We start from the raw sequence: 25135 nt of genomic DNA, 5'->3' as shown, positions 1-25135 counted from the left end.
GCGATAGATTTCCTTGGGGACAACCCGCGACTGCACAGCTCCACAGCGTCACAGCACGTGCGGCAACCGGTAGGGACACCCAGGAAGGGTGGTGCCCATGGCGACGCCGGCTCCCATCCGGTGGGACCGTCAGATCCAGCGGCGACTCGCCCGCGGCGAGGAGTCCGCCCTGGGCGAGCTGTACGACCAGTTCGCCTCGCTGGTGCACGGGCTCGCCAACCGCGTGCTCGCCGACCCCGACGCCGCCGAGCAGATCACCCGTGAGGTCTTCACCCACGTGTGGGAGCACCCCGAGGACTTCGACTCCGCCCAGGGCTCCATGCGCTCCTGGATAAGCACGCTCACCCACCGCAGGGCCGTCGAGCGCCTGCGCAGGGACCGTGGCCTGCCGACGGCCGGACCCGACGACTACGAGATCCCGCAGGAGCCGTCCAGCGTCGAGGAGCAGGCGCTCGCCGACGCGACCGCCGCCCGGGTCCAGTACGTCGTCACCGGGCTGCCGCAGGCGCTGCGGGAGACCCTCGTCCTCACCTACTTCAGCGGCCGGACGTACCAGCAGGCCGCCCGGGAACTGGGCATCAGCACCGCCACCGCCAAGCACCGGATGCGGCTCGGCCTCCAGCTCCTCGCCACCGCTCTCGCCACGGAGCCCACCTCATGACCGCTCCTCCTCGCCCGGGCGACCCCGGAGAACACGACCCGCTCGATCCGCTGGCTCCGCTCGACCCCCTCGACCCCCTCGACCCCCTCGACCCCGTCGACCCGCTCGACCCGCTCGACCCGCTCGACCCGCTCGACCACGAGGCACTGCGCGGGCTGCTGGGGGCCTGGGCCCTGGACGCCTGCCCGGCCGGGGAGTCGGCCCAGGTGCAACGTCACCTGGCAGGCTGCCCCTCCTGCTCCGAGGAGGCGAACCGGCTGCGGGACGCCGCCGGTTGGCTCTCCGCGGACGAGCCGCTCGACCCCGCGCCGACGCTGCGCACCCAGGTCCTGACCCGTGCCCTGGCCCGGCGCGCTCCGCAGATCCGGGTGCCCGACTACGCGACCCCGTACGTCGCCGAGACCGCCCGGCTGGACGCCCTGCTGCGCGACCTCGGCGAGCTCGACTGGATGGAGCGCGCCGACCTGCCGTGGCACGGCGGGACGGAGCAGTGGCGCCCGGCCGAGGTGCTGTGCCATCTCGCCGCGGTGGACGGCGTGCTGTCCCGGACGCTCGGCCTGCCCGATCCGGTGCCGGCGTCCCCGGTCGACGCGTCGCCGTCGCCCGGCATCGACCTGATGGAGCGCACCACCCGGCTGATGGACGCCCAGCGCCGCCGCTCCCCCGACGCCGTACGCGCCTTCTGGCGCGAGCAGACCCGCACCATCGTGGAGACCGCGGCCCTCGCCGAGGCCGCAGCGGCCGACGGCGAGGGGGAGGGCCGGGCCGCCGGGAAGGCCGCGGTGGACTACGGCGCCTTCCAACTCCCGCTCCGGGACGCCTTCCTGGACCGTGCCTTCGAGTGCTGGGTCCACGGCGAGGACATCGCCGAGGCGGTCGGCTACCCGTACGGCCCGCCGCGCGGGACGCACATTCGCCAGCTGATCGAGCTGGCCTCGCGGCTGCTCCCGTACGGCCTCGCGCAGCTCCGGGCGGCAGGTCTGGCCTCGCTGGCCGGCTGGCAGGACCCGTCCTACGGTGACCCGCGCGGCGCGAGGGCGGTGAAGCTGATCATCGAGGGCCGGGGCGAGAGCGAGTGGCTGGTCCCGCTCGAGCCGCCGACCCCGGGCGCCCCGCCCCTGCCCGTGGACACCGAACCCGTGGCCACGCTCGCCGTCGACGGCGTGGAGTTCTGCTTCCTGTGCGCGGCGCATCGTGACCCGGACCGGCTGCCCTGCGGCGTCACCGGCGACCGCGCCGCCGCCCGCGACCTCCTCCACGCGGCCCGGCTGCTGTCGCGCCCGTGACCCGAACCCCACACCACCGTCGGCGCGACTGGGGGTCCGGGGGTCGCCCCCCGGGTCAGCACAGTCTCCTCCACGCGGCCCGACTGCTGTCGCGCCCGTGACCCGAACCCCACACCACCGTCGGCGCGACTGGGGGTCCGGGGGTCATCCCCCGGGCAGCACAGTCTCCTCCACGCCGCCCGACTGCTGTCGCGCCCGTGAGCGTCGCGCGTTCCTGACCGTCAGGTGAAGACGACGGTGCGGCTGCCGTTGAGCAGCACGCGGTGCTCGGCGTGCCACTTCACCGCGCGCGCGAGCGCCTGGCACTCGGCGTCCCGGCCCAGCGCCACCAGTTGCTCGGGCGTGACGTCGTGGCTGACCCGAACGACCTCCTGCTCGATGATCGGGCCCTCGTCGAGCTGCGCCGTGACGTAGTGCGCCGTCGCGCCGATCAGCTTCACACCCCGGATGTGCGCCTGGTGGTACGGCTTGGCGCCCTTGAAGCTCGGCAGGAAGGAGTGGTGGATGTTGATCGCCCGCCCGGCCAGGGCCTTGCACAGGTCGTCCGACAGCACCTGCATGTAGCGGGCCAGCACGACGAGGTCCACCCGCTCCCGGTCGACCAGCTCCAGCAGCGCCGCCTCGGCCTGCGCCTTGGTCTCGGCGGTCACCGGGATGTGGTGGAAGGGGACGCCGTAGGACTCCGCCAGGTCCTGGAAGTCGGTGTGGTTGGACACGACGCCGACGACGTCGACCGGCAGCGCGCCGCTGCGGGCACGGAACAGCAGGTCGTTGAGGCAGTGGCCGAACTTGCTGACCAGCAGCAGCATTCGGGTGCGCTCCGCGGCGGGGTGGATCTGCCAGTCCATCCGGTAGGCGTCGCCGGTCGCGGCGAAGCTCGCGCGCAGCTTCTCCACCGTGACCGGGGCCTCCGCCGAGAAGTGCACCCGCATGAAGAAGAGCCCGCTGGCCGCGTCGCCGAACTGCTGGCTGTCGGCGATGTTGCAGCCGGTGAGGAAGAGGTAGCTGGATACGGCGTGCACGATGCCCTGCTTGTCCGGGCAGGACAGGGTCAGTACGTACTGGCCCGTGCCGGGCTGCTGCTGTGACACCGGGGACGTCCTCTCGTGCGATCCGCTGGATGGCAAGAGTGCCACAGGCAGCGGGCGGCGCGGGCGGCCGTCTCACCAGCCAAGAGCTCCGCCAGGAACTCCGCCAGGAGCTCCAGGGGGCTAGGCGGGGACCCGGGTCAGGATGGCCAGCACGGAGAGCGAACGCGGCGGCGTGTCCGGGTCCTCGCCGTCGTTCACCGCGAGGCGGATGTGGGCGTCACGGCAGGCCCTGACCGCCTCCGGCCAGCCGTGGTGCTGGAGATAGGCGGCGGAGGGCGCGTCCGGGCCGACCTGGTGCAGGATCCGGAGCACCCGGAGCACCGCGGTGTCCACGGCCGCGGCCTCGGCCGAGTCCCGGACCATGGTGCCGACGTACTTCTCGGCGGACCAGCGGTCCAGCCAGGTGTCCTCGACCAGGCGGTACACGGCGTCGGTCACGTCGCCGTAGCCCTCCCTGCCGAGGACCCAGCAGTCCTGCTGGAAGGCGGGGTCGCCGAGCATGTGCAGCGCTGAGCGGACTCGGGCCCGCCAGCGCCACCAGGGGATGTCAGTGAGCGGCATAGCGCCCATGGTGCTGGAGCGGGTGGCCGTTCGAGAAGACTTTGGTGAACCCTGCTGTGAAGCCTGCATAAGAATCGATCCTACGTTCTACCCCCGGCGGCCTCCCCGGACGCCCCACGAATCCCTCCCCACTCGTTGTTCCCCTTCCGTTGGTCCGGCGTTACAGATCCGGCCGCCCTGCCGTGCGGCGCCGCATCAAGGCTGGGTCGGAGTGGTGCTCGGTTCAGCCAAGGAAAGCCTCAGGGGAGGGGTACCAAAGCGATGAGGTCCACGCGGAAGTCCAGGCACGTGATCGTCGCCGCCGTCGGAGCGGCAGCCCTGGTCGGCGGACTCTCGGGTTGCGGCGGGGACGCCAACGCCTCCGAGCACGACGTGATCAAAGTGATGACCTGGGCGCCCGAGGAGGGCTCCGCGGGCTCCGCAGCGGGAATGCCCGCCCTGGCCACCGCCATCGCCAAGCAGGTCAACGACACGGGCGGGCTGCAGGGTCACCAGCTCCAGGTGGTGACCTGCGACGAGCAGAACACCCCCGTCGGAGCCGCCGCCTGCGCCACCGAGGCCGCCAACCAGAAGGTCGCCGCGGTCGTCGGCTCGTACAGCCAGTTCGCCGGAACGTTCATGCCGATCCTGGAGACCGCTGGGATCCCCTACATCGGTGGATTCGGGCTGTCCCCGCAGGAGTTCACCTCGCCGTACTCCTACCCCGTCAACGGCGGCTACCAGGCGCTGCTGGCCGGGAACGGCGAGCAGCTGGCGGAGTCCGGCTGCCACCGGGTCGCGGTGATCCGCCCGCAGAGCAAGGGCGGCGACACCATGCTCGGCTTCCTCAACGCCGGCCTCTCCACCAAGCAGATCACCGCCGTGGACATCCCCGTCGACCAGGGACGGACCGACTACACCACCGAGGCCGGCCGGGCCATCGGTGCGGACCTGCCGCACTCCTGCGTCACCACGGCGCTCGACCCCGCGTCCACCGCGACCTTCTACGACGACTACCGGCGGCTGTCCCCCACCAACACCCAGCTGTCCGCGATCATCGGCAGCTTCCAGCAGTCGCTGGTCGACTCCACCGGCGGCGACACCGGCCCGCTGCGCAGCGCGCTCGCCACCGGCTGGTACCCGCCGGACGACAGCCCCGTGTGGAACGCCCTGCACGCGGCGGTCAAGCAGTACGCCTTCACCGACAACCGGATCAATACCGCCGACCCGGGCGAGCAGACCACCTGGATCGCCTTCGAGGTCCTGCGCAAGGCAGTCTCCGAGGTCAACGGACCGGTCACCGGCAGCGCGCTCAAGGCCGCGCTCGACGCGAGCGCCCCGATCAACACCGGCGGCCAGACCCCGCCGCTGTCCTGGCGGGACAGCGACCTGCTGCCGCTCGCCAGCGCGCCCCGGCTGGTGAACACCAAGGTGACCTTCCAGCAGGTGCGCGTCGGCGCGCTGACCGAGGAGAAGACCGGCCTGGTGGACGTACGCAGCATCCTGCTCCAGCCCTGACCGGCCAGCTCTGACCGGCCAGTCCTGACCGGCCCTTCGGCCCGGCGTTCGCGCTGGAGCAGGAGTCTCAGAGCTGGCTGCCCGCCCGCTTGGGCAGTCCTGCTCCGTCGGCGATCGCGTTCCACAACCGCGACGCCTTGGCCTTGGCCACGGTCGCGGTGGAGCTCGCCGCGTCGCCTGCCTTCTTCTCACCGCCGGCCTGCGGCTTGTGCTTGTGCGCGCACGGGCTCTTCGACTGCGCGGCCCAGGCCGCGTAGTGGCTGTCGGCGCTCTCCGAGGCCTTCCAGCCGTCCTGCAGCGCCGCGATCAGCTGCGGGCCGCTCTGCAGCTGATCGGTCTGCAGGGTGCCCAACTGCACGACGAGCTGCTGGCGCATCCCCGCCGCCGAGGTGAGGTCCTGCTGGGCCTGGTCCAGATTCTGGCAGTGCTCGATGCTCGATACCGCGCTGATCACGGCGGAGCGGCTGTTCGAGGCAGTGGACAGCAGGTCGGACAGAGCCTGCGCCTGGGGGTTGGCGGCCGCCGAGCCCGAGCCGGTGGTGCTGGGCTGCTTGGCGCCGGCGGCCGGGGTGGTCGGCCGGGTGGCCGCGGCGCTGGGCGCGCTGCCGCCGCTGAGGGCGGCTGCGACGCAGATGCCGAGTACAGCGCAGACCCCGACGACGCCGGCGGCGATGGTGCGCGAGCTGAAGCGGCGCCAGGGCGGCCCGGGCCGGTGCTCCGGCTCCTGCTCCTGCTCCTGGTAGCCGGACTGGTAGCCGGACTGGCCTCCGTAGCCGCCGTAGCCACCCTGGTCGTAGCCCTGCGGCTGCTGGTAGCCCTGCTGGTAGCCGCCGCCGTAGGTCGGCTGCTGGTGCATGGGCTGCTGCACCGGCTGGGTCGCGGCCGCCGGGAACGGCGGCATGAACTGCGTCGACGCCTCCTCCGCCACCTGCTGCTGCGGCACCGCCCGGGTCGGCGCCGGAGCGTCGCCGAAGTACTCGGGACGCCCCTCCACCTGCTGGGTGGGGGCGTCCCAGGGCATGTCACTGCGGGTGGAGCGGACGACCTCGCCGGGAATGACCGCAGGCTCGGGTCTGAACAGGTCGTCGGGGGTCAGCTCGTCGGAGTTCGGGCGACGGTGGTTCAACGCGATTCCTCACTTCGCCCGGTAGGCGGGCTGCCCTGCCCCCGCACCGGGGCGGGACCACTTGTCAGATCTTCAGAGCCGGAGCATCAGAGCTGAGGCATCCGAGCCGGACTCTGACAGGCCCACGCTACCCGTTCACCCTGACGAGTGGCCACGAACCCACCGTATTGACGTACTGCCAGACGCACTGCCAGACCTACAGCCGGAACCCGGCTCAGGCCGCGGCCTCCGCCAGCGTCCGCGCCTGGAACTCCCGTACCGCGCGCTGTTCCCGGTAGGGCTCCAGCCTGCGCCGGAAGTCGTCGAGGTACTCCGCTCCGCGCGCGGAACGCAGACCCGACATCAACTCGACCGCATGTCCCCCGGTTTCGCACGCCTGCTCCACGTCCCGCAGCTGCAACTGCGCGGTGGCGAGCAGCACCAGGTCCACCGCCCGCCGGCGGACCCGCGTCTCCGGGTGGCCCCGCAGCGCCTCCTCGGCCTGCCGCGCCGCCTGCCTCGGCTGTTCCAGATCCCGGTGGCAGTGCGCGAGTTCGTCCGCCAGATAGGCCGCGTCGAAGTGCGCGATCCACTCCGGGTCCTCGTCCGGCCGGCTGTGCTCCATCGCCTCGACGGCGCGGCCCGCTACCACCTCGCAGGAGCGCGCGTCGCCCAGCAGCGCGTGTCCGCGCGCCTCCGCGACGTAGAACATCGCCATCGCGGTGGACGTGGCCGAACCCCGCGCTCCCTCCTGCGCCGCGCGGGCGAGTTGGGCGATCTCCCGGGGATTGCCCAGGGCGGCGGCGAGATGGCTCATCGAGGAGGCCAGGACGTAGCCCCCGTAGGCGCGGTCGCCGGCGGCCTGGGCCAGGCGCAGCGCCTGGATGTAGTACCGCTGGGCCAGTCCGGGCTGGCCGGTGTCGATGGCCATGTATCCGGCGAGCTCGGTGAGCCGGGCCACCGCGGCGAACAGGATGCGTCCGGTCTCCTCCCGGTAGGAACCGGAGAGCAGCCCGGAGACCACGCTGTTGAGGTAGTGCACCACGACGGGTCTGACGTGGCCGCTGCCGAAGCGGTGATCGAGTTCCACCAGCATCTCGGTGGTCGCGCGCACCGCCTCGACGTCCGCCTGTCCTACCCGCGGGCCCCCGGTTCGGGCCACCTGCTGGTCGGGACGGGTGATCAGCCAGTCGCGGCTCGGCTCGACCAGGGCGGAGGCGGCGACGGAGGCCCCGGTGAGGAAGTCGCGCCGGCCGACGTCACTGCGCCACAGCTCGCACACCTGCTCGACGGCGCCGGAGAGGGTGGCGGAGAAGTGCAGTCCGATGCTGGAGGAGAGGTTCTTGCCGTCGGCCATGCCGATCTCCTCGACGGTGACGGACCGTCCGAGTTTGCGGCCGATGGCCTCGGCGATCACCGCGGGGGCCTGCCCGCGCGGCTGCTGGCCGCGCAACCAGCGCGCCACCGAGGTCTTGTCGTAACGGAGATCGAGTGCGTGTTCGGCGCCGCAGAGGTTCACCCGGCGAGCCAGGCCGGCGTTGGAGCAGCCCGCCTCCTGGATCAGTGCCTGGAGTCGTTCGTTGGGCTGTCGTGCGACCAGTGGTCTGGCGGCCATGAGCGTGCCTCCCCCTTGAGCGTGGTGGTCACCCCGACAGGTCTCCGGCAGTCCCCAGCATTCCCGCAGCGGAGCACGATGAAGCCTGATAGGCGTGAATCTCTTGCCATGTCATGGCATTTGAGACATACCGTTCAGGGTAGCGAGCGGTCTCCCCTGAGAGATACCCGTTACCCGCCTCCCGACCCCGCGTGCGCCCCGTTCGTGCACCGACGCGCCCCCACTCGACCGACCTGGCGTTCACTTTCGTGGCAACGCCCGTAACCCGCTCACGCCGTGCGAGTTGTGCACGACGTGGAAGACACCCTGGGAGCTACGCGGCAGACCACCGTCCGTCAGGACAGCACCGGCGACCTGCTGATCGATGCGGCCGTCAGATACGCGGAGGAGCGCCATTGGGAGGTTGCCGCCGGTACCTGGCTGATCGAGGACGAAGGACCGCTCCGCTGCTCCTGCGGCGACCTGGGCTGCCCCGCGCCCGGCGCCCACCCGACCACCCGCGACTGGGTGCGCAAGGCCAGCGCGGGACCCGGCGTGGTCCGGCGCTGGTGGACCGAGAACCCGCTGGCCTCCATCCTGCTGCCGACCGGTCGCGCCTTCGACGCCATCGACGTGCCGGAGATCGCCGGCTGCCTGGCCCTGGCCCGGATGGAGCGGATGGGCGTACAGCTCGGCCCGGTGCTGGCGGTTCCCGGTGGCGGCGGGGGCGGTTCGGGTCGCGGTCGGCGGCTGGTCTTCCTGGTCCTGCCCGGCTCGCTGCCCAAGCTGCCCGAGGTGCTGCGCCGGCTCGGCTGGGGCCCGGGACGTCTCGACCTGGTCGGCCACGGCGAGGGCGACTGGATCGTCGCGCCGCCGACCCGCGTGGGCACCTTCGGCTTCGCCCAGTGGGCGCGCGAACCCACCACTCTGAACCGCTGGCTGCCCGAGGCCACCGAGCTGATCAACCCCGTCGCCTACGCGTGCGGCCGAGAGGCGCCGCTGCCCGCCCCCGTCTCCTAGGAGAAGCCCTGTACTCCTGGCAGGCGGCGCAGTAGCGACCTGTGGAGCCGTAAACGCGGCAGTCGCAGCCCGGCACACCCTGTGCCCCGACTCCCCTCCCCCTGGAGCCGGGGCACAGCCGCGCCCGGTGGCAGAAAGGAAAGCGGAGAGGTGATCAGTACCCACTCCGACGAGTGGAAAAGCCCCACGTACGAGTGACAGCGCTCAAGGATTGGCCGTTGCTGCCGAGGGGAGGAATGCCGACGTAAGGATCCGCAGCAGGGAGGGAGTCGCCTCAGGAGATCAGGGCAGCGCAGCAGGGGGCGCCCGGAGGGGAAGCCGGGCAAGGGGGACGGGGTGGGATCCCCGGGGAGGGATCAGGGGAGGATCAGGGGTGGGACGTCTGCCGGGAGGCAGGCACGGAGGGGGAAAGCGGAGGACCCCGGCGCTCGGGGAAAGAGCCGGGGTCCTCCACTCCGTCGTCCGCCTCAGGTGCGGGCCACGAACACGTGGGCGGCGATGTCCTTGTCCAGCTCGGCGGCCTCGCCGCCACTGCTCACCAGCACGCCGCCCGGCGCCTCGGTGACGCTGACCACCGCGCCCGGCTGCACGCCGGCCCGGCGCAGCGTGTACATCAGTTGCGCGTCCGTCTGGATCGGCTCGCCGATCCTCCGGATCACCACGCTCTTGCCCTCCGCGCCCGGGGCCAGCAGGTCCAGGGTCACCAGCGTCTCCGCGTCCGCGTCGTCCGCGGGGATCTCCCCCAGCTCCTCCAGGCCCGGGATCGGGTTGCCGTACGGCGACTGGGTGGGGTGGCGCAGCAGCTCCAGGACGCGGCGCTCCACCGCCTCGCTCATCACGTGCTCCCAGCGGCAGGCCTCGGCGTGGACCTGTTCCCACTCCAGGCCGATGACGTCCACCAGCAGGCACTCCGCGATGCGGTGCTTGCGCATCACCCGGGTGGCGAGCTGTCGCCCGCCCTCGGTGAGTTCCAGGTGGCGGTCGTCGGCGACCTGCAGCAGGCCGTCTCGTTCCATCCGGGCCACGGTCTGGCTGACCGTGGGCCCGCTCTGCTCCAGGCGCTCCGCGATTCGGGCGCGCATGGGGACGACGCCCTCTTCCTCCAGTTCGAAGATGGTGCGCAGGTACATCTCAGTCGTGTCGATCAGGTGCCCTGACATCGGCCGCGGGCTCCGTTCCTCGTGGGCTGTCGTGGTCGCAGTGCCAATTCTGACGCATCACGCCGACAATCCGGCCGGATCGACCGGGGCCCTGTTGACAGCGCCCCGGCCGAGGCAGCACGGTGCCTCCGGTACGGGCACCTCTCCGCCGAAGCGCAGCAACCAGCGAAAGCGAGCGCACTCTCGATGAGCGATCTGGCCGGGCAGTACTTCGACGCCGCGATCTCCCTGCTCCAGCGGGTCCGGACGGAGGAGGCCGAGAGCGTCGAGCGCGCGGCGGAGGCGCTCGCGGGCACCGTGCGCGACGGCGGCCGGATCTTCACCTTCGGGGCCGGCCACTCCTCGCTGGCCGCGCAGGACGTGGTGTACCGCGCCGGCGGCCTAGTCCTGATGAACCTGCTCGCCGTGCCCGGAGTGACGGGCGTGGACGTCATCCCGGCCCATCTGGGTAGCTCGCTGGAGCGGGTGTCGGGGCTGGCCACTGCGACCCTGGACGCGAGCCCCGCACGGCGCGGCGACCTGCTCTTCGTGATCTCCCTGTCCGGGCGGCAGGTGATGCCGGTGGAGCTCGCCATGCACGCCCGCGAGCGCGGACTGACCGTGATCGGCGTCACCTCGTTGGCCTATCCGGCCGCGGTGTCCTCGCAGCACCCCTCGGGCACCTATCTCAAGGACCAGTGCGACATCGTCCTGGACAACAAGATCGCGGTGGGGGACGGCGAGCTCAGCGCCGAGGGCGCGGACACCACCTTCGGCCCCGTCTCCAGCATCACCACGATCGCGCTGATGCAGGCCGTGGTCGCCTCCGCCGTGGGCAAGCTGGCCGCGCGGGGCCTCACCCCGCCGCTGTTCCGCTCCGGCAACGTCGACGGGGGCATGGACTGGAACGCGAAGCTCATGGCCGAGCACCGGGACCGCGTCTTCTACACCTTCTGAGCCGCTACACCTTCTGAGCCGCGGACAACCCGGCGGTCGCGGCCTTCACAGCCTCGGCGGCCTCCGCCAGGTCGACGGCGGAGGCCACTCGGGCGGCGATGTCCTCCGCATAGGCGATGTCCGCGCGGTCGAAGCGCTGGCGCCCCGAGCCACGCAGGAAGGTGAGCACGCCGACCGTGCGGCCCCGGCTGCGCAGCACCGTGCACAGGCCGTGCACCGTACCCGCGGGCCAGTGCCGCAGCGCGGCCCAGTCGGGCTGCGGCAGGGTGCCGCCGCTGTCGGGCAGGGCCGCCGGGGCGGACACGGTGACCGTCCCGGAGCGTTCGAGCGCCCGGACCGCCGGATGGACCTCGCCGTAGCGGGCCGGGATGCCGGTGGGCTCCAGCGCCGCCTCCTCGCCCAGGACCCCGATCGGGGACACCGCCAGCCGGACCAGTCCGCCGCCGGCCGCCCCGCACTCCGATCCGGCCGGTACGTCGAGCAGCGCGAAGTCGGCGAACCCGGCGAGGACGAAGTCAAGGTAGCCGACGGCGCCCTCCATCGGGTCCTCGCACTCCGCCGCCGCCTGGCCGGCCCGGCGCAGCTGGGTGGCCCGGAACCGCAGCACCGTTCCCTCCTGCTCGGCCTGCTCGTGCAGGGTGGTGTCCTCGAAGAACCAGGCGACGCCCAGCGGCACCGGCTCCTCGCCGAGCGGGGAGCCGAGCCGGACGAACTCGCTGTGCCAGCAGCGGCGGCGGCCCGGGTCGGCGCGCAGCGCGGCCCACAGCTTGACGCCGCTGAGCGGTTTCCCGGTGGCGAGGACGTGCTGCAGCGCCGCTTCCAGTTCCTGGACTCCGTCGCCCAGCACCTCTCCCAGCGGGTGCCCGAGCAGCGCGGTGCGCTCGCAGTCCAGCCAGCGGGCGGCGGAGTCGCCGACTGCGGCGGGGCGCAGGTCCGCGTCCACCAGCACCACGCCGGTCGGGGCCTCGTCCATCATCGCCTCGGCGAGCGCGAGCGAGCGCTCCAGCTCCACCTGCGCGCCCGCCTCGGAGAAGGCGAAGTACAGGCCGAGCGAGCGGCCGTCGGCGGCCACGACCGGGTGCGCCTGGGCCCGGACCAGGACCCGCCGCCCGTCCCGGGTGACCAGGGCGAACTCGTGGACGCGCGGGGTCGCCCCGGCGGTCGCGCCGAGCAGTTGGCTGCGCACCGCGTCGGCGTCGCCGGGGCGCAGCGCCCAGCCTTCGAGACCGCTGCGGCCGACCGATTCCTCCGCCGTCCAGCCCAGCATCCGGGTGGCCTCGCGGTTCCAGTGGGTCAGCACCCCGTCGCGGTCCATCGCGGCGAGGCCGACCTCCATTCCGTCGAGCAGGGCAGCGAGCAGTCGAGTGTCCGCATCGACATGCACTGCCGGTACTTGCGCGTTCACGCGGAGGCAACTCCCCACCGGGTCCGGGCCGTGTTCGTGGGCGTTGCCATTCAACTCGCCCGTCACGCCGTGTACACCCGTTTCCGCCAAATGTCCCCCGTCAGTGGGGCTTCGCCCTGGAATCGCCGCACGTCGGAGGGCCGCTCTCGGACAATCCCCAATATCCCGTTGCCGCACCGCACGGCACCTGCCTACAGTGTCGGCACACTGAAAGGAGGTGATCCAGAGAATGAGTAACTCTGGGACTCGTGAGGTGGCTGCTTCCTAGCAGCCCAACCCGCTGAGCGCGTTAGGGCGGCGGGGCAATCCACAGCAGTCACCCGGTCCCTGGGCTCGCCGGCCGTCCTCCGGCGCCCGTCCCTCCGGACGGGAGCAGGCCCAGGGGCCGTTCCTTTTCACTCCCCCTCCCCTCCCTCCCCATCCCTCCCCATCCCTCCCCATCCCTCCCCTGCCGCTCCTCGCTGCCGAACTTCGGCGGATACGTGTGCTGTGCAGGGTCGCTGGGCAGGGTCACACTGGTCCAGGACGAGACGAGGGGGAGTCGATGGTCCACAAGGATCCGCCAGGCCACCGCGAGCGCCAACTGCTCCCGGAGCCGTTCTGGACGGCTGACGACGCGTCGCTCCAGGGCCAGGAGCAGTCCATCCGCTGGTACCGCGGACAGATCCTGATGCTGGTCCTCGCCGCCCTGGCAGGAATAGCCAATGTCCGGGACGGGCATCTGAACTGGCTCCAGGCCGTGTCCGCCGCCTTCTTTGCCGGAGCCGGCTACTTCTGGTGGCGCCTGGGCCGCGACAAGCCCCAGACCCTTTGGTACGAGGGCCGCGCTGCGGCGGAGTCCGTGAAGACCCTGGCCTGGAAGTACGTGGTGCGCGCTTGGCCGTTCGCCGACGAGCCCGATTCCCCCGATGCCGACAGTGCCTATCTGGAGCAGATGGGCGAGGTCTTCGCGGCGTTCCAGAAGAGCCCGGTGATCCCCACCGGAACGAAACCCGCGATCACCGACGAGATGCGCCGGCTGCGGACGATGCCGCTGTCCGTACGCCGCGACGTGTACCTGCAGGAGCGGATCCGGGTCCAGCGCACCTGGTACCTCTCTCGGGCCGACCGCTGCGAGAATGCGACCACGATCTGGCAGCTGGCTTCCACCGGCACCATCATCATCGCCGTGGTAGTCGCACTGGCCCAGTTTCTGGGCATCGTCGACCTCCACCTGCTCGGCGTGTGCACCACCATCGCTGTGGCGGTGACCGCCTGGACCCAGCTCAAGCAGTTCCGTCCGCTTGCTGCCGCGTACCGCCTGGCGGCCAGTGAACTGGACCTGATCGAAAGCCAGTTGAGCCGTCTGGACCTGAACGTCCCGCAGGCCGAGACCATCTGGGCGCGGCTGTCCAGCGACGCGGAGGACGCCGTCTCCCGCGAGCACACCATCTGGCGTGCCCGCCGCGACCGCCGGGTGTAGCACGGCTCCTCGTTCGCGTTCTGTACGGCGCGGTGTCCACTGGGCAGACTGGAGGGGACGCCAGGGGGACACGCATGCCGCATCAGGATCCGCCGCGCCACCGGGAGGCCGAACTGCTCCCGGACCCGTTCTGGGCCGCCGACCGGGCCTCGCTCCAGGGTCAGGACTTCGCCCTGCACTGGTACCGGTGGCAGCTCGGGCTCACCCTGCTTGCCGCCCTCTTCGGTGTGCTCTCCGCCCGTGAGGTGGACGGCATCAACATCGTTCCATTGCTCTCCATCGCCTGCTTCCTCGCGGCCGGAGCCTTCGCCCTCGCGCTCCACCGCCGGGCACCGCAGGAGCAGTGGTACCAGGGCCGGTCGGCTGCGGAGTCAGTGAAGACCCTCACCTGGAAATACGTGGTGCGGGCGAGGCCCTTCGAGGGACCGGCCGAGTCGGCCCTGGCCGACAAGCAGTTCGAGGAGCAGGTCCGCGACGTCCCACAGGTATTCCGGGACACCACTGCCCTGCCCTCGGGCACCGAGCCGAAGATCACCCGGCGAATGCGGGTGGAACGCCGGGCGTCGCTTCGGCAGCGGCGGGAGCTGTACCTGACCGAGCGGGTGTACGCACAGCGGACCTGGTACCTGTCCCGTGCCGACGAGTGCGACCACAAGTCGCATGTCTGGGGCCTGTGGATCGCCGTGATGTTCGGGGCAGGGATCCTGTTCTCGGTCCTCGAAGCCACCGCGTATCCGTCCCTTCGAGCACTCGGCCTGTTCTCCGCCGGAGCGGCCACGGTGACGGCCTGGACCCAGCTGAGGCAGTTCCGCCCCCTGGCCTCCGCATACAGGCTGGCCGGCAACGAACTCGAGCGCATTGCCCGGCAGTTGAACCGGCTCGACCTCAACGCGCCCGGCGCCGAGGCGGACTGGGCACGGCTGGCCAGAGACGCGGAGGAGGCGATCTCGCGCGAGCACATCGTCTGGCGGGCCCGCAGCCAGCACCGGGTCTGACGCGCGCGGCCAGCGGCACCTCGGCGCCGCGTTGCTGCGGTCAGCGGCACGCGGAGATCTCCCAGGAGAGATCGGCGGGTACGCGTCCTGTGCAAGGACGCCGGGGCGGGTCACACTGGTCCGGCAACACATGGGGGAGTTGATGATCCGTCAGCCTTTGCCTGCGCGAGCCGGATGACTTGCTCCCGCGGAACTCTGCGACCGTCCACGGGACGACGGGACAGACGAAGGGAGACGCATTGGCGTCACGACTGGTCAAGGCGTCCGACGACAGAACGATCGCAGTGGAGACCGCGGGTGATCCGCGTGGAAGGCCGGTCTTCCTGCTGCACGGAACGCCCGGCAGCCGACTCGGGCCGGCCCCGCGCGGCCAGGTACTGCACCGCTTGGGCATCCATCTGATCAGCTTCGACCGGCCCGGCTACGGCGACTCCGACCGCCGCCCGGGCCGACGGGTCGTCGACGCGGCGGCGGATGTCGCCGCCGTCGCCGAGGAGCTGGGGCTGACCGCCTTCGCCGTGGTCGGCCGGTCCGGCGGCGCCCCACACGCGCTGGCCTGCGCCGCGCTGTTACCCGACCTGGTCACTCGGACGGCCGCCCTGGTCAGCATCGCCCCCAGGAACGCGCCGGGGCTTGACTGGTACGCCGGCATGACGGAGTCGAACGTCCGCGCGTACACCAGCGCCGACCGCGGGCACCAGCGCATCGTCGCCACCATCCAGGTCCGCTCGCGCGACATCCGGGCCGACCCGTCCCGCCTGATCGCCGAACTGCGCCGGGAACTGCCGCCCTCCGACCGCCGAGTGGTCGCCGATCCGGGGCTGCGCCGGATGCTGGAGCTCAACTACAGCGAGGCCCTGCGCTACGACGCGGGAGGCTGGATCGACGACGCTGTTGCGTTCAGCCAGGACTGGGGCTTCGACCCCGCGGACATCGCCTCTCCGGTACTGCTCTGGCACGGCGAGGACGACACCTTCTCCCCGGTCGAGCACTCCCGCTGGCTGGCGGACCGCATCCCCGACTCCCACATGGTCGTGGAACCGGGCGCCGCCCACTTCGGCGCGCTGCGAATCCTCCCCGCAGTGCTCCGCTGGGCGGCGCGTTAGCCGGTCCGGCGTCAGACCGGCTGCACCTCCAGATCGCGGTTGATCCGTTTCCAGCCACGGCAGGACTGGGTGGTCGGGTGCTCCTCACCGAACTGACGCACCAGCTCCGCCAGCACCTGGGCGCGCAGCTCCTGGGCCTTCTCCCGATGCCCCGCCTCCCGCAGCGTGGCCGCCAGATTGGCCTGGGCCACCACCACGTCGGGGTGCTGGGCTCCGTAGCGCTCGGTCAGGATGGTGATCGCCCCGCGGAGCAGTTCCTCGGACCGCTCCAGCTCGCCCGCGTCCGCGTGGGCGTTCGCCAGGTTGATCATCGCCGACAGGGTGTACGGGTGCCGGGGGCCGACCACCTCCCCCAGGGCGGTGAGAGTTCGTTCGCCCAGTTCCACCGCCTCCGGGACCGCGTCGCTGCCCCGCAGGTAGATCGCGACGTTGTTGGCGCAGGCCAGGGTGAACGGGTGGCGTGCTCCCAGCGAGTCCTGGTACCCCTGGTACACCTCCCTGGCGCTGTCGCGCGCCGTCTCCTTGTCGCCGGAGGCCGAGTAGTCGGCGGCGAGGTTGAGCGCACAGGCCAGCGAGTCGGGGAAGTTGGCTCCGTAGCGCTCCAGGTAGCGCTCGTAGGTCTCCTTGGTGAGCCTCTTCGCCTCACCCTGTCGACCGGCCTTGCGAAGCGCCACCGCGAGGCTCTTGGTGTAGCGCAGGGTGGGCAGGTCCAGCACCGGAACGGAGGTGTACTCCACCCGGAACTCCTCGAGCAGCTCGACCGAGCCGTCGAAGTCCCCCAGCGACCGCAGGTCCTCCGCGAGGGCCGCCTTGGTGGTCAGCGTGTAGGGGTGCCGCGGACCGAGCACCGCGATGCGTCGCTCCAGGGTCTCCTGGTCCAGGTCCCTGGCGGACGCGTAGCGGCCGGTGAAGCGGTAGTCGATGGCCAGGTTGTGCGCGATGGCCATGGTGCGCGGGTGGTCCTCCCCGAACAGATCCTTGAACTTGTTGTATGTCTCCTTGTCCAGCTCCAGTGCCTTCTGGAAGCGGCCGAGCGCCCTCAGGTCGGCGCCCAGACTTCCGGCCGTCATCAGGGTGTACGGGTGGTCGGGTGTCAGCACCACCTTCTGCCGTTCGAGGGTGTCCTCGTCGTACGCCAGGGCCTCCTCGAAGCGTCCTTGGGTGCGCAGCACATTGGCCAGTTGGAAGCGCAGCAGCAGCGTCTGCCGGTCGAGCTCGCCGAGCTTGGTGATCCACGCCTCGTGGAGCCTGCGCCCCAGCTCCGCACCCGCCTCCAGCTCGCCGCGCTTCCACAGGTAGCGGACCCGGTCGATCAGCAGCTGCCGGGTGTCCGCCTCGTCGCAGTCATCGGCCTTGGATGGGACCAGGTGCGGCCAGATCCGCTCGAACGGCGGCCAGTTGTCCGGGTCGTCCATGTCGTCGACCAGCGGGCGCGCATCGACGAGGATGCGGTGCACCTCGTGCATCGCGGCGACCTGCTCCTCCGCGTCGAGCTGGGAGCGGATCACGGCCTGCACCATCCGGTGCACCTGGAAGGTGTTGCTGCCCGCGTCGACCTTGGCCAGTCCGTAGCGGCCGATGGCCTGGATGACCTTGCCGAGCATGAACTTGTCCTGCAGGTCCGGGTCGTACTCCACCAGCGTCCGGATCATCTGCCCGCTGTAGAACAGACTCATCGATATCGGGTCGGCGGAGAAGAACGCGCACAGCTGCAACAGTCGCGCAGCGGCCGGCGACTGCTCGCGCAGCCTGTTGATGGACACGTTCCAGGTGGCACCGAACACCGACGGGTAGTCGTTGACCTGGGTGGCGGCCAGCGCCAGCGGGGCCTCCTGCTGCAGCTCTGCCACATAGGTGCTGACCGGGGTGCCAGTGGTCTCCAGCCAGGCGGCGGCGATCTCGACTGCCAGCGGCAGGTCGCCGACGGCCTCGGCGACGCGGTCGGCATCCTTCCGGCTCAGGCCCTGCACCCGGCGGCACAGGTGCTCGATGCTCTCGCCCCGGGTGAAGACGTCCACTTCCAGGTCCTCGGCCTGACCCGACCACACCTGGTTGCGTGAGGTCACCAGCACGTGCCCGGGGCCCGCCGGGAAGAAGCGCGCGATGCTGGCCGGTTCGTCCGCGTTGTCGAAGATCAGCAGCCAGCGGGCGTACCGAGTGCCCTGCCGCAGTGCCTCCCTGGCAGCCTCGGCAGCCTCGGCGACACTGTCGCCCACCTGCAGTTTGAGCCTGCCGGCCAGTTCCGCGAGGGAGAGTACGACCTGGTCGGGCTGCTCGGCCTCGATCCACCACACCAGGTCGTAGTCGGCCATGAAGCGGTGTGCGTACTCCAGGGCGATCTGGGTCTTGCCGACACCACCGAGACCGGACAGGGCCTGCGGCGTGGGCTGCACGCCGGTGGCGGTGCTGCTGCCGCGCAGCTGGTCGCGCAGCCGCTCGAGCACGGCGGAGCGGCCGGTGAAGGCGGGGTTGCGCAGTCGGGGGTTCCAGATCTCGGGTCGGGTGGCCGGAAAGCGGGGACCGTCGGACGGGGACGGCTCCAGGACCGTGTCGGCCCGGCCGAGTGCGCGCAGCAGCGCGGCCGCGGCCTGCTCCTCCTCCAGCCGGACCAGGTCCACGGCGTTGCGGTTGCTGAAAGGCGTGGTCAGCCGAACATCGCCGACCCGGACCGGAATGAGTTCCCGGCGGCTTCCTGAGGGATCCGCCCCGGCCACCGCCTCCCATACCGCCTGCGCCTGCGGGGAGCGGACATAGGCAGGGGAGAGCACAGCGAGAGTACGGGCGGCAGCGTCCGCACCGCGTTCGGCCTCGACCCTCGGGTCGGCACCGACCTCCCTGGGCACCACCCGGATTCCGGCACGGGTGAGCACCGACTCGATCCAGTCGGCCCACATCCGGTCCTCGGGGGCGTACGACAGGAAAAGGTCGGCTGGACCGGCGGGCGGCCGTCGGGTGAAGGAGTCGACATAGCGCCGCCGGACGTCCTCGGGGATGGCGGGCAGGCTCGCCACCCGGCCCGCAGTGATCACCGAGGTGAGCCGCTCGCAGGCCGACAGCATGGACGTGGCCCCTCCGGACGGGTCGCCGAAGGTCGCCAGGATTTCCTCGTAGGCGTAGAACGGCTTGTAGGGAATCTCCACCGAGCCCCAGTACTGGATGAGTTGGCTCCCCTCAAGGCCCACTGGAAGCCCGTTGAAGCGCGCCCTGGCCAGTGCCCGCCCAGCGTCGGCCTTCTCTTTCTCGCCCTCGTCGATCCGCATCGGGACCGGAAGGATGCGTATCTTCCGGTTCCCGTAGGCCTTCGCTATGTGCTGGGCGATCGCCGAAGCACCCTCGATGCTCTGCCCGCTGAGGGTGAAGCAGACCACCAGGGTGTCCGGCATCTCCACGGTGCAGATCTCGGCGATGTCGGACAGGCCGGTACGGCTGTCGATGAGGACGTAGTCGTAGTGGCGGCGCATGTCCTCGCGCATCGCCTCGAAGAACCGGCCTCCGTTGAGTTTCTCGTAGAAGCGGTCCCAGTTGATGCTGGCGACGGTGGTGGCGTAGTCGCTGTTGGTGAGCCCCGCCGAGAGGAAGTCCAGGCTGCCGCCGTCGGGGAAGAGCGGCCAGCTCAGCGACACGGCATGCGGCCTGACCCGGGCGAACTCCCGGTGCCAGTCGGGGCTGCGAGCCAGATCCCGCATCGCCTCCTCCCGGTACTCCAGGATCAGGTCGATCACGCCCGTGGTCGAACCCGGCACCGCCGGATCCAGGAAGGGGTGGAAGAAGCGGGCGAGGCCGGGTGCCTCCAGGTCCCAGTCGACCGTGAGCACCCGGAATCCGTTGGAGGCCAGGATCCAGGCCGTGTTGGCCAGGGCCATGGTGCGGCCGGTACCGCCCTTGTAGGAGTAGAAGGTGATGATCTGTCCGGCACGATCCTCCGCCGGGGATCGGCCCTCCCGCGCCCGCTCCGCAGTCTTCTGGAATTCAGTCATCAGGTCCCCTCCGCCGGGTCCGCCTCGCCGCTGTCAGGGTGCTGGGAGCCGTGGTCCGAAGTGCCGTCCCGCGCGGCACTGGTCGTCGGCTCCCGTGACATCTCGTCCTCCGGCCCGCCCATGGGGCCGTACTTCGCATCGCGCACCGTCGCCAGTGGCACCACCAGGGCTTCGCGAAGGCTCGGCCGGCGTCTGCCGCCGCCTTCGGCCGGGCGCGTCGATCGCGCGCTCTCCTCGAACCCGTTCATCGCCCGCTGGGCGGCCTGCGGCAGTTCCTGGTTGAACGCCTCCAGCGAGGGGAGGCCGTCGACGGCCTCCTTGAAGCTCGGCTTGACCTCGCGCTTGTGCCGGAGCGTCAACTCGCTGAGCTCGCGGAGTTCCCCGTTGGCCACCCGGTTGTCGGGGTCGTCCTGAGCCCAGGGCTCCATGACACTGACCCAGGCGGGGTTTCGCTCGTCGAAGCGCCGCACCAGCTCACGCCGGGCCGGATCGAGCAGCGCCCACCGGTCGAGCAGCAGAAGTCCCGGCGCGCTCGGCTCCGGGGGCTGGGAGTCGGCCGGCTTGAGCAGTTCCTCCGCCTCCTCCTCGAAGAGATGCACGCTGGTGTGGAAGTTCAGCTTCTTGGCGACTCTCACGACGTGCTGGACCAGCGGCAGCTTGGTCGGTTGCCAGTACGGCTGCCAGTCGAGCGGAGTCTGTCCGTAGGTGTGTGGAGCACGGCCGGCAGGCAGCCTCCCGACATCGCAGGCCAGCACGGATATGCGCAACTGACGGAAGGGGGGAGGAGGCGCGAAGGCACTCGGCAGGGTCAGGAAGTCCAGCCGCTCACCTTCCCTGACCTTCGTCTGGTGGGCCACATGGACGATCCGCTGGGCCAGGCGGTGCACGGCCAGGTCGTACGACTCCTTGAAGTATCCGAGCTTGATCAGCGCGTGCAGTCCCTCGTTGAGGTAGTCCATACCGAACTCGCTGTGGTTGAACTGCAGTCTGCTCGCCACCGCAGGCAGGCTCTCGGTGGGCACCCGCACCCACCACACCGGCACGATGCCTGTGTGCGGGGCGCCGCCGCGCGGGGGCTCCACCTCGCGCGAGGCGAAACCCTGCCACTCCTGCCCGCAGGGGGCGCTGCGGAAGTAGCGCGGTGAGTAGAGCGGTACAAACACCCGACAGCGGGCTAACGCGTCAGACAGGCGCTCGGCCCATTCCTCGCCGAGATGCATACCCCGGTCCATGAAACCGGCAGGAACATCAGCAGGGAGATCCGTGATCTCCATGATCGCTTCGCAGAGGTCCTGGTAGAGCCGGTGCACCCAGTGGTTGGGGTCGTGCCCGCCGGCACCGGTTCCCGGAGTGTGCGCATAACTCAGGAAGAAGTAGGGTCGGCGTTCGTCATCGCCCGATCCTTCCTGGTCAGTCACGCGCCACCCCCGTACCGCGGAAAGGGGTGCCGCCGCTGATGGAAGCGGTGGATCCCCCGCGGCGAACCGTTCACCGTTGAGCTATTCGACCGCGCGATCAGATCGCTCGTCAACCATGCATGTGTGGTCGGGATCTGACGGATCGTTGTGGAGAAGCCAGCGAGCTGCCGCATCCACTGCCTCGACCAGCGGCACCCGGAAGCAGTCCGCGTCACCCAACCGCCCGGTTCCGAAATCGACCTCCTGGCGCACCGACGCCCCCAGCGCGGGGAAGTGCCGGTCGTCGAGGTCGAGGTCCTCGAAGTTCCGCCAGCGGCCCACCCCTTGAGCATCGGCGACCAAGCAGCTGTAGTGGCGGAGCGGACGCCGGGGCACCCGGTACTCGGCCAGGTGGTACCCCGTGCAGAGCCAGTCGGGAATGCCGATCAGCAGAGCCGAGGCACCCTGCTCGTACAGTCGCCCGAGCGGCGACTCGTCCCCGAGATGGCAGTCGAGCGGGTGCCTCCAGACGATCTTCTCCGCCTGCGGCCCCAGCGCCGCGAACGAGGTCTGCGGATGGCTGCTCCGCAGGGCGCCCGGCGTGGTCCTGATCTCCTCGGAGAGCCGACCGACACTCGGTGAGCAGGGAGTCGTCAGCGGGTCGAACGCGGCCATCCGCGATCGGTGGCGCTCCAGCGCCGCCTCGCCCAACCCCGCGGTGGCGGCACGAAACTCTCGCGAGCTGGTGGAGTTCTCCGGCGTCGCGGTGTACGCCACGAGCGTACCGTCCGCCCCGAGAGCCCGGCGCAGAGCCCGGACCACGGCCGCTGCGCCGCCGTCGACCCGCCCGATACTGCGCAGCGAGGACTGCACGAAGAGCGTGTCCCCCTCGCACACACCGAGTTGGACGAGATCGCGCAGCAACCCCTCCTCGCTGTGCCCCCCCGCCAGGCCCTCGACCTCCAACTCCCGCACTCCCGACCCCGATCCCGCCGCTCCCGCGGCCTCAGCGCCGCGCTGCCGACTGCCGGGCACCGGCACCGCTCCGCTCCTCGAAACCGGCCCGGGTCTCCGCGGCGGACCGTTGCGCGGCGAGCGCCGCCCAGCCCTCGACCGGATCGTTCAGCCAGGGTGTCACCGTCGCCCGCATCCCGGCGGCGAAACGCTCGCCGAGCGGGGTCAGGGCACCGGATCCGGCCAAGGTCTCCACTGCCTGGGCTGTGTGCTCCCGCCAGCGGGCGAACTCCAGCTCCGCGCGGCGCGCTGCCGACTCGTCAAGTCCTGAAGCACGCCTCCGCGAGCGCCAGAACTCGGTGACAGCAAGGTGCGCATACGTCCCCTGGAGGAGTCCTTCGAGCGGACGCGGGTCAGGACGCCACGGCGCGTAGAAGAGACGCGTGTCCTTGGGGTCGAACAGGTCGTGGAGGTCGAGCACCGCACCCAGCTTCACATGCTGGAACTCGTGAACGGCAAGCAGCGCCAGGATGTCGGAGCCGACCGGTCGGGCGATGCCGACCGCGCCGAAGGCGTTCCGTGCGGCGGAGCTGGTCTCACTGCCGTCGGCACCCCGCCGCAGCGGGGTGATCACCGACAACCCTGCGGCCAGCCCGTCGGCGTATCCGGGGAGGTCGGCACCGATGAGGGCCCAGGCCTCGGCGAGTCCGGCCTGCCAGGCGGCGACCTCACCACTGCCGAGGCGGTCGGCGACGGGCCACTGGTGTGCGTCCCGGTGCGGATCGGTGTCCTCCAGGGAGACGGTCCACGGACCGAAGGGGCCCCCGGGAGCCTCCGCCCGGTTGAGCGGCTGCCAGCGCGGATCGGGTGCGTCGTCGGCGTTCTTCCAGGGGAACCGCAACGTCTCACCGCCGGCCTCGACGGCGAAGCCGTCGCCGGTGGCGCGGACCAGCGCCTCGGCGCAGCCGTCGAGCAGCACCCGACCGAGCGTGGGCAGCCGTAGTACACCGTTACGCACCGGCACCGCTACCGCGTCACTCCCGCCGATCCGCCACCCTGCACGCAGTGCGGCAGCAGCGGCGATCTCCGCGAGACCGCCCAGGTCCGCAGGGGGTCCGCTGCTGCCCCTCCGGTCGCCACGGGGGCCGGTCAGACAGCCGACAATCCAGGCCCGGGTGTACGGGTGGGCCAGCACCCGGTCCAGGGCCTGGGGCGCTTCCGCATCGAGCGCCGTGATCAGATCCCAAGCAGCGCGGGCACGCCGGTCGGGTTCGGCCCGCCACCACAGCTCCTCCAGCAGGGTACGGCCCAGTCCCAGTTGCGCGTCGGTGAGGGCGAGGACCGTGTTCGCGCTGCCGTAGCCGCTCGCCAGCTCGCCGAGTTCGCCGTCCGTCAGCGGTCCCGCGGCTGCTGACGGAACGGCGACCTGCGATGCCGCCTGCACTCTGTGCTCGACTCCGTTGATCAGTTGCATCAGGTCCGGACAGAACACCGAGGGGTTGTCGAAGCCCTCGCCGGTCCGGTAGCGGTGCGCGTAGAGGCCGCCACCGCAGGAGCGGACCACCGGGCAGGAGCGGCATTTCTCGCTGAGGCCGTCGAGTCCCGACTGGCGGTCGATCATGCCCGGATGCCGTGCAGCGGAGTCGAAGTCGTCGGCGAAGACGTCGAAGCCGGTGGCCGGCGCCCCGTCGAAGGCGGTCTTGAGCGAGTCGGCCTGCTCGAGCGACCCGTCGGTTTCGATCACCACCAGATCGGCTGGATCCAGCCCCAAGGACTCGGTGAGGCTGCTGAGTCCGTCGAGCGTACGCAGCACAGAATCGAACATGCGGACGGGGACGGGGCGTCCCTGTGCCTCCCAGCGATCGAAGACCGTCAGGAGCCAGTCCGCATAGGGAGTTTCATGACCATCGGGCCGGGTGGGCGGCTGGTCCCAGGTCGCGTGCGGCAACAAGAAGTCGATACGGGGCGGATCGAGCGCCACTAGAGCGTCGTACACGGCCACCGGGTCGTTGGCGACGTCGATGGTGCAGAGCAGACCGGCATAGAGGTGCCGGTACTCCGGCCGGTCGAGAAGTGCCACTGCCCGGAGGACCTGGGGGTGACTGCTCCGACCGTCGGCATAGCGGCGATGGCGGTCATTGGACGCCTTGTCGCCGTCCAGGGAAATACCGACCTTGATGTCGAACTCATCGAAAAGATCAAGGAAGCGTTCGTCCAGCAGCACTCCATTGGTGTGAATCCGCAGGTCCAACGCACACACCTGAAATAAAGCGCGGTTCAGCTCCTCGGCGGCCCGGCGTAATTTCGCCGGGCCGGCGAGGAGGGGTTCCCCTCCATGCAACACGACGTGGACATCAGTCAACCGATGGGCCTTCGCATGCTCGGCGATTCGCTCCGCCGTACGCACCAGCACCTCGTCAGAGGTCGACTTCGGCCTCCCCCTCCAACTCGTGTCGGCATGCTCGTAGACATAGCAATGATCGCAAGCAAGATCGCAACGACTGTGCATCTTCAGAACGAACTGACGAAAAGGCACCAACGGTCTGTCCATGGCGTGGTAACGGCGAAAGGTCTACAGCTCTCAGGCGCCTCAGATGCTCGACTGGAAGGCCGCGACCTCGACCCGCTCCTTTCCGAGCGCGGGCAGGATGCGAGCGATGACCCGAGCTGATGCGGCGTCAGCCATTCGGGCCCGCCGACCCAGTGGGACGCGCTCACGAGTGACCGCGGGGCTCGGCGCCGACCGGGAGATAGTGGGTGCAGTTGCGTTCATGAGGACCCAATCGCGGGTAGGGGGGAACACGGGAAGCCAGGTAGGGTCTTAGCGATCATGTTTGCTCCAGCCTGACCCGTTAATTCACACCACCCCAGGGCAACCTGGAGTTTCCACGCGCGCGCAACGGCTACCTGTAGCGGACAACTCGACAT

The 25135-nt window shown here is 70.7% G+C and carries 18 protein-coding genes; 8 read left to right on the top strand and 10 right to left on the bottom strand.

All coding sequences use genetic code 11. The annotated features are described in order from the left end of the window. Positions 1-97: 97 nt before the first annotated feature. Both ABIA33_RS04740 and ABIA33_RS04735 read left to right on the top strand, forming a co-directional pair. The gene (locus ABIA33_RS04740) at positions 98-661 is read left to right on the top strand and encodes a sigma-70 family RNA polymerase sigma factor (RefSeq protein WP_370077249.1); all 564 of its coding nucleotides are present in this window, start codon (positions 98-100) and stop codon (positions 659-661) included. After that, positions 658-1947 (top strand): zf-HC2 domain-containing protein, encoded by a 1290-nt coding sequence (locus ABIA33_RS04735; protein WP_370077247.1) that lies wholly within the window; start codon positions 658-660, stop codon positions 1945-1947. Before ABIA33_RS04740 ends, ABIA33_RS04735 begins: the two co-directional genes overlap by 4 nt. Positions 1948-2168: 221 nt before the next feature. Here the strand turns inward: ABIA33_RS04735 and purU are convergent, their stop codons facing one another. Together purU and ABIA33_RS04725 are read right to left on the bottom strand one after the other, a co-directional pair. Further along, a complete protein-coding gene (gene purU / locus ABIA33_RS04730; protein ID WP_370077245.1) occupies positions 2169-3038 on the bottom strand; it encodes a formyltetrahydrofolate deformylase in 870 nt (289 codons plus the stop codon). Between the two features lie 120 nt (positions 3039-3158). Then, entirely contained in the window at positions 3159-3668 is a 510-nt protein-coding gene (locus tag ABIA33_RS04725) for a hypothetical protein (protein WP_370077243.1), read from the bottom strand. A 192-nt stretch (positions 3669-3860) separates the two neighbouring features. Here ABIA33_RS04725 and ABIA33_RS04720 point away from each other — a divergent pair, with 192 nt between their 5' ends. Next, complete coding sequence (locus ABIA33_RS04720; protein ID WP_370077241.1) at positions 3861-5096, top strand: ABC transporter substrate-binding protein; 1236 nt, start codon at positions 3861-3863, stop codon at positions 5094-5096. 67 nt (positions 5097-5163) lie between these two features. Here ABIA33_RS04720 and ABIA33_RS04715 read toward each other — a convergent pair whose 3' ends face one another. Continuing rightward, the gene (locus ABIA33_RS04715; RefSeq protein WP_370077239.1) at positions 5164-6222 is read right to left on the bottom strand and encodes a hypothetical protein; all 1059 of its coding nucleotides are present in this window, start codon (positions 6220-6222) and stop codon (positions 5164-5166) included. Between the two features lie 214 nt (positions 6223-6436). After that, entirely contained in the window at positions 6437-7816 is a 1380-nt protein-coding gene (locus ABIA33_RS04710; protein ID WP_370077237.1) for a transcriptional regulator, read from the bottom strand. A 294-nt stretch (positions 7817-8110) separates the two neighbouring features. Between ABIA33_RS04710 and ABIA33_RS04705 the strand changes: the two genes are divergently transcribed. Then, the gene (locus tag ABIA33_RS04705) at positions 8111-8815 is read left to right on the top strand and encodes a bifunctional DNA primase/polymerase (protein ID WP_370077235.1); all 705 of its coding nucleotides are present in this window, start codon (positions 8111-8113) and stop codon (positions 8813-8815) included. 467 nt (positions 8816-9282) lie between these two features. Here ABIA33_RS04705 and ABIA33_RS04700 read toward each other — a convergent pair whose 3' ends face one another. Then, entirely contained in the window at positions 9283-9975 is a 693-nt protein-coding gene (locus ABIA33_RS04700) for a metal-dependent transcriptional regulator (RefSeq protein ID WP_370077233.1), read from the bottom strand. Between the two features lie 186 nt (positions 9976-10161). On the opposite strand from ABIA33_RS04700, the gene ABIA33_RS04695 reads away from it, so the two are divergent. Further along, entirely contained in the window at positions 10162-10911 is a 750-nt protein-coding gene (locus ABIA33_RS04695) for an SIS domain-containing protein (RefSeq protein ID WP_370077231.1), read from the top strand. A gap of 4 nt (positions 10912-10915) precedes the next feature. On the opposite strand, the gene ABIA33_RS04690 is transcribed toward ABIA33_RS04695, so the two are convergent. Continuing rightward, a complete protein-coding gene (locus ABIA33_RS04690) occupies positions 10916-12316 on the bottom strand; it encodes a PAS domain-containing protein (RefSeq protein ID WP_370077229.1) in 1401 nt (466 codons plus the stop codon). 544 nt (positions 12317-12860) lie between these two features. Between ABIA33_RS04690 and ABIA33_RS04685 the strand changes: the two genes are divergently transcribed. The 3 genes from ABIA33_RS04685 (at position 12861) to ABIA33_RS04675 (ending at position 15879) form a co-directional block, all read left to right on the top strand. Beyond that, positions 12861-13778, top strand: coding sequence for a DUF4231 domain-containing protein (locus tag ABIA33_RS04685; protein ID WP_370077227.1), 918 nt, complete (start codon positions 12861-12863; stop codon positions 13776-13778). A gap of 74 nt (positions 13779-13852) precedes the next feature. Continuing rightward, the gene (locus ABIA33_RS04680) at positions 13853-14773 is read left to right on the top strand and encodes a DUF4231 domain-containing protein (protein WP_370077225.1); all 921 of its coding nucleotides are present in this window, start codon (positions 13853-13855) and stop codon (positions 14771-14773) included. Positions 14774-15012: 239 nt separating this feature from the next. After that, entirely contained in the window at positions 15013-15879 is an 867-nt protein-coding gene (locus ABIA33_RS04675; RefSeq protein WP_370077223.1) for an alpha/beta fold hydrolase, read from the top strand. A gap of 11 nt (positions 15880-15890) precedes the next feature. Here ABIA33_RS04675 and fxsT read toward each other — a convergent pair whose 3' ends face one another. The 4 genes from fxsT to ABIA33_RS04655 all read right to left on the bottom strand — a co-directional run bounded on the left by fxsT (position 15891) and on the right by ABIA33_RS04655 (position 24758). After that, a complete protein-coding gene (gene fxsT / locus ABIA33_RS04670; protein ID WP_370077221.1) occupies positions 15891-19856 on the bottom strand; it encodes an FxSxx-COOH system tetratricopeptide repeat protein in 3966 nt (1321 codons plus the stop codon). Next, positions 19856-21274: a TIR-like protein FxsC gene (locus ABIA33_RS04665; RefSeq protein ID WP_370077219.1), complete on the bottom strand. Its 1419-nt coding sequence runs from the start codon at positions 21272-21274 to the stop codon at positions 19856-19858. Before ABIA33_RS04665 ends, fxsT begins: the two co-directional genes overlap by 1 nt. An 81-nt stretch (positions 21275-21355) precedes the next feature. Next, complete coding sequence (locus ABIA33_RS04660) at positions 21356-22294, bottom strand: aminoglycoside N(3)-acetyltransferase (RefSeq protein WP_370077217.1); 939 nt, start codon at positions 22292-22294, stop codon at positions 21356-21358. Beyond that, entirely contained in the window at positions 22260-24758 is a 2499-nt protein-coding gene (locus ABIA33_RS04655) for an FxsB family cyclophane-forming radical SAM/SPASM peptide maturase (protein ID WP_370077215.1), read from the bottom strand. The genes ABIA33_RS04660 and ABIA33_RS04655 overlap by 35 nt, the downstream gene beginning before the upstream one ends. Between the last annotated feature and the right edge of the window lie 377 nt (positions 24759-25135).

This window comes from Streptacidiphilus sp. MAP12-16, from assembly GCF_041262165.1.
GTDB lineage: Bacteria > Actinomycetota > Actinomycetes > Streptomycetales > Streptomycetaceae > Streptacidiphilus.
The sequence above is the reverse complement of the archived record's forward strand: the minus strand, read 5'-3'. Positions and strand labels throughout refer to the sequence as shown.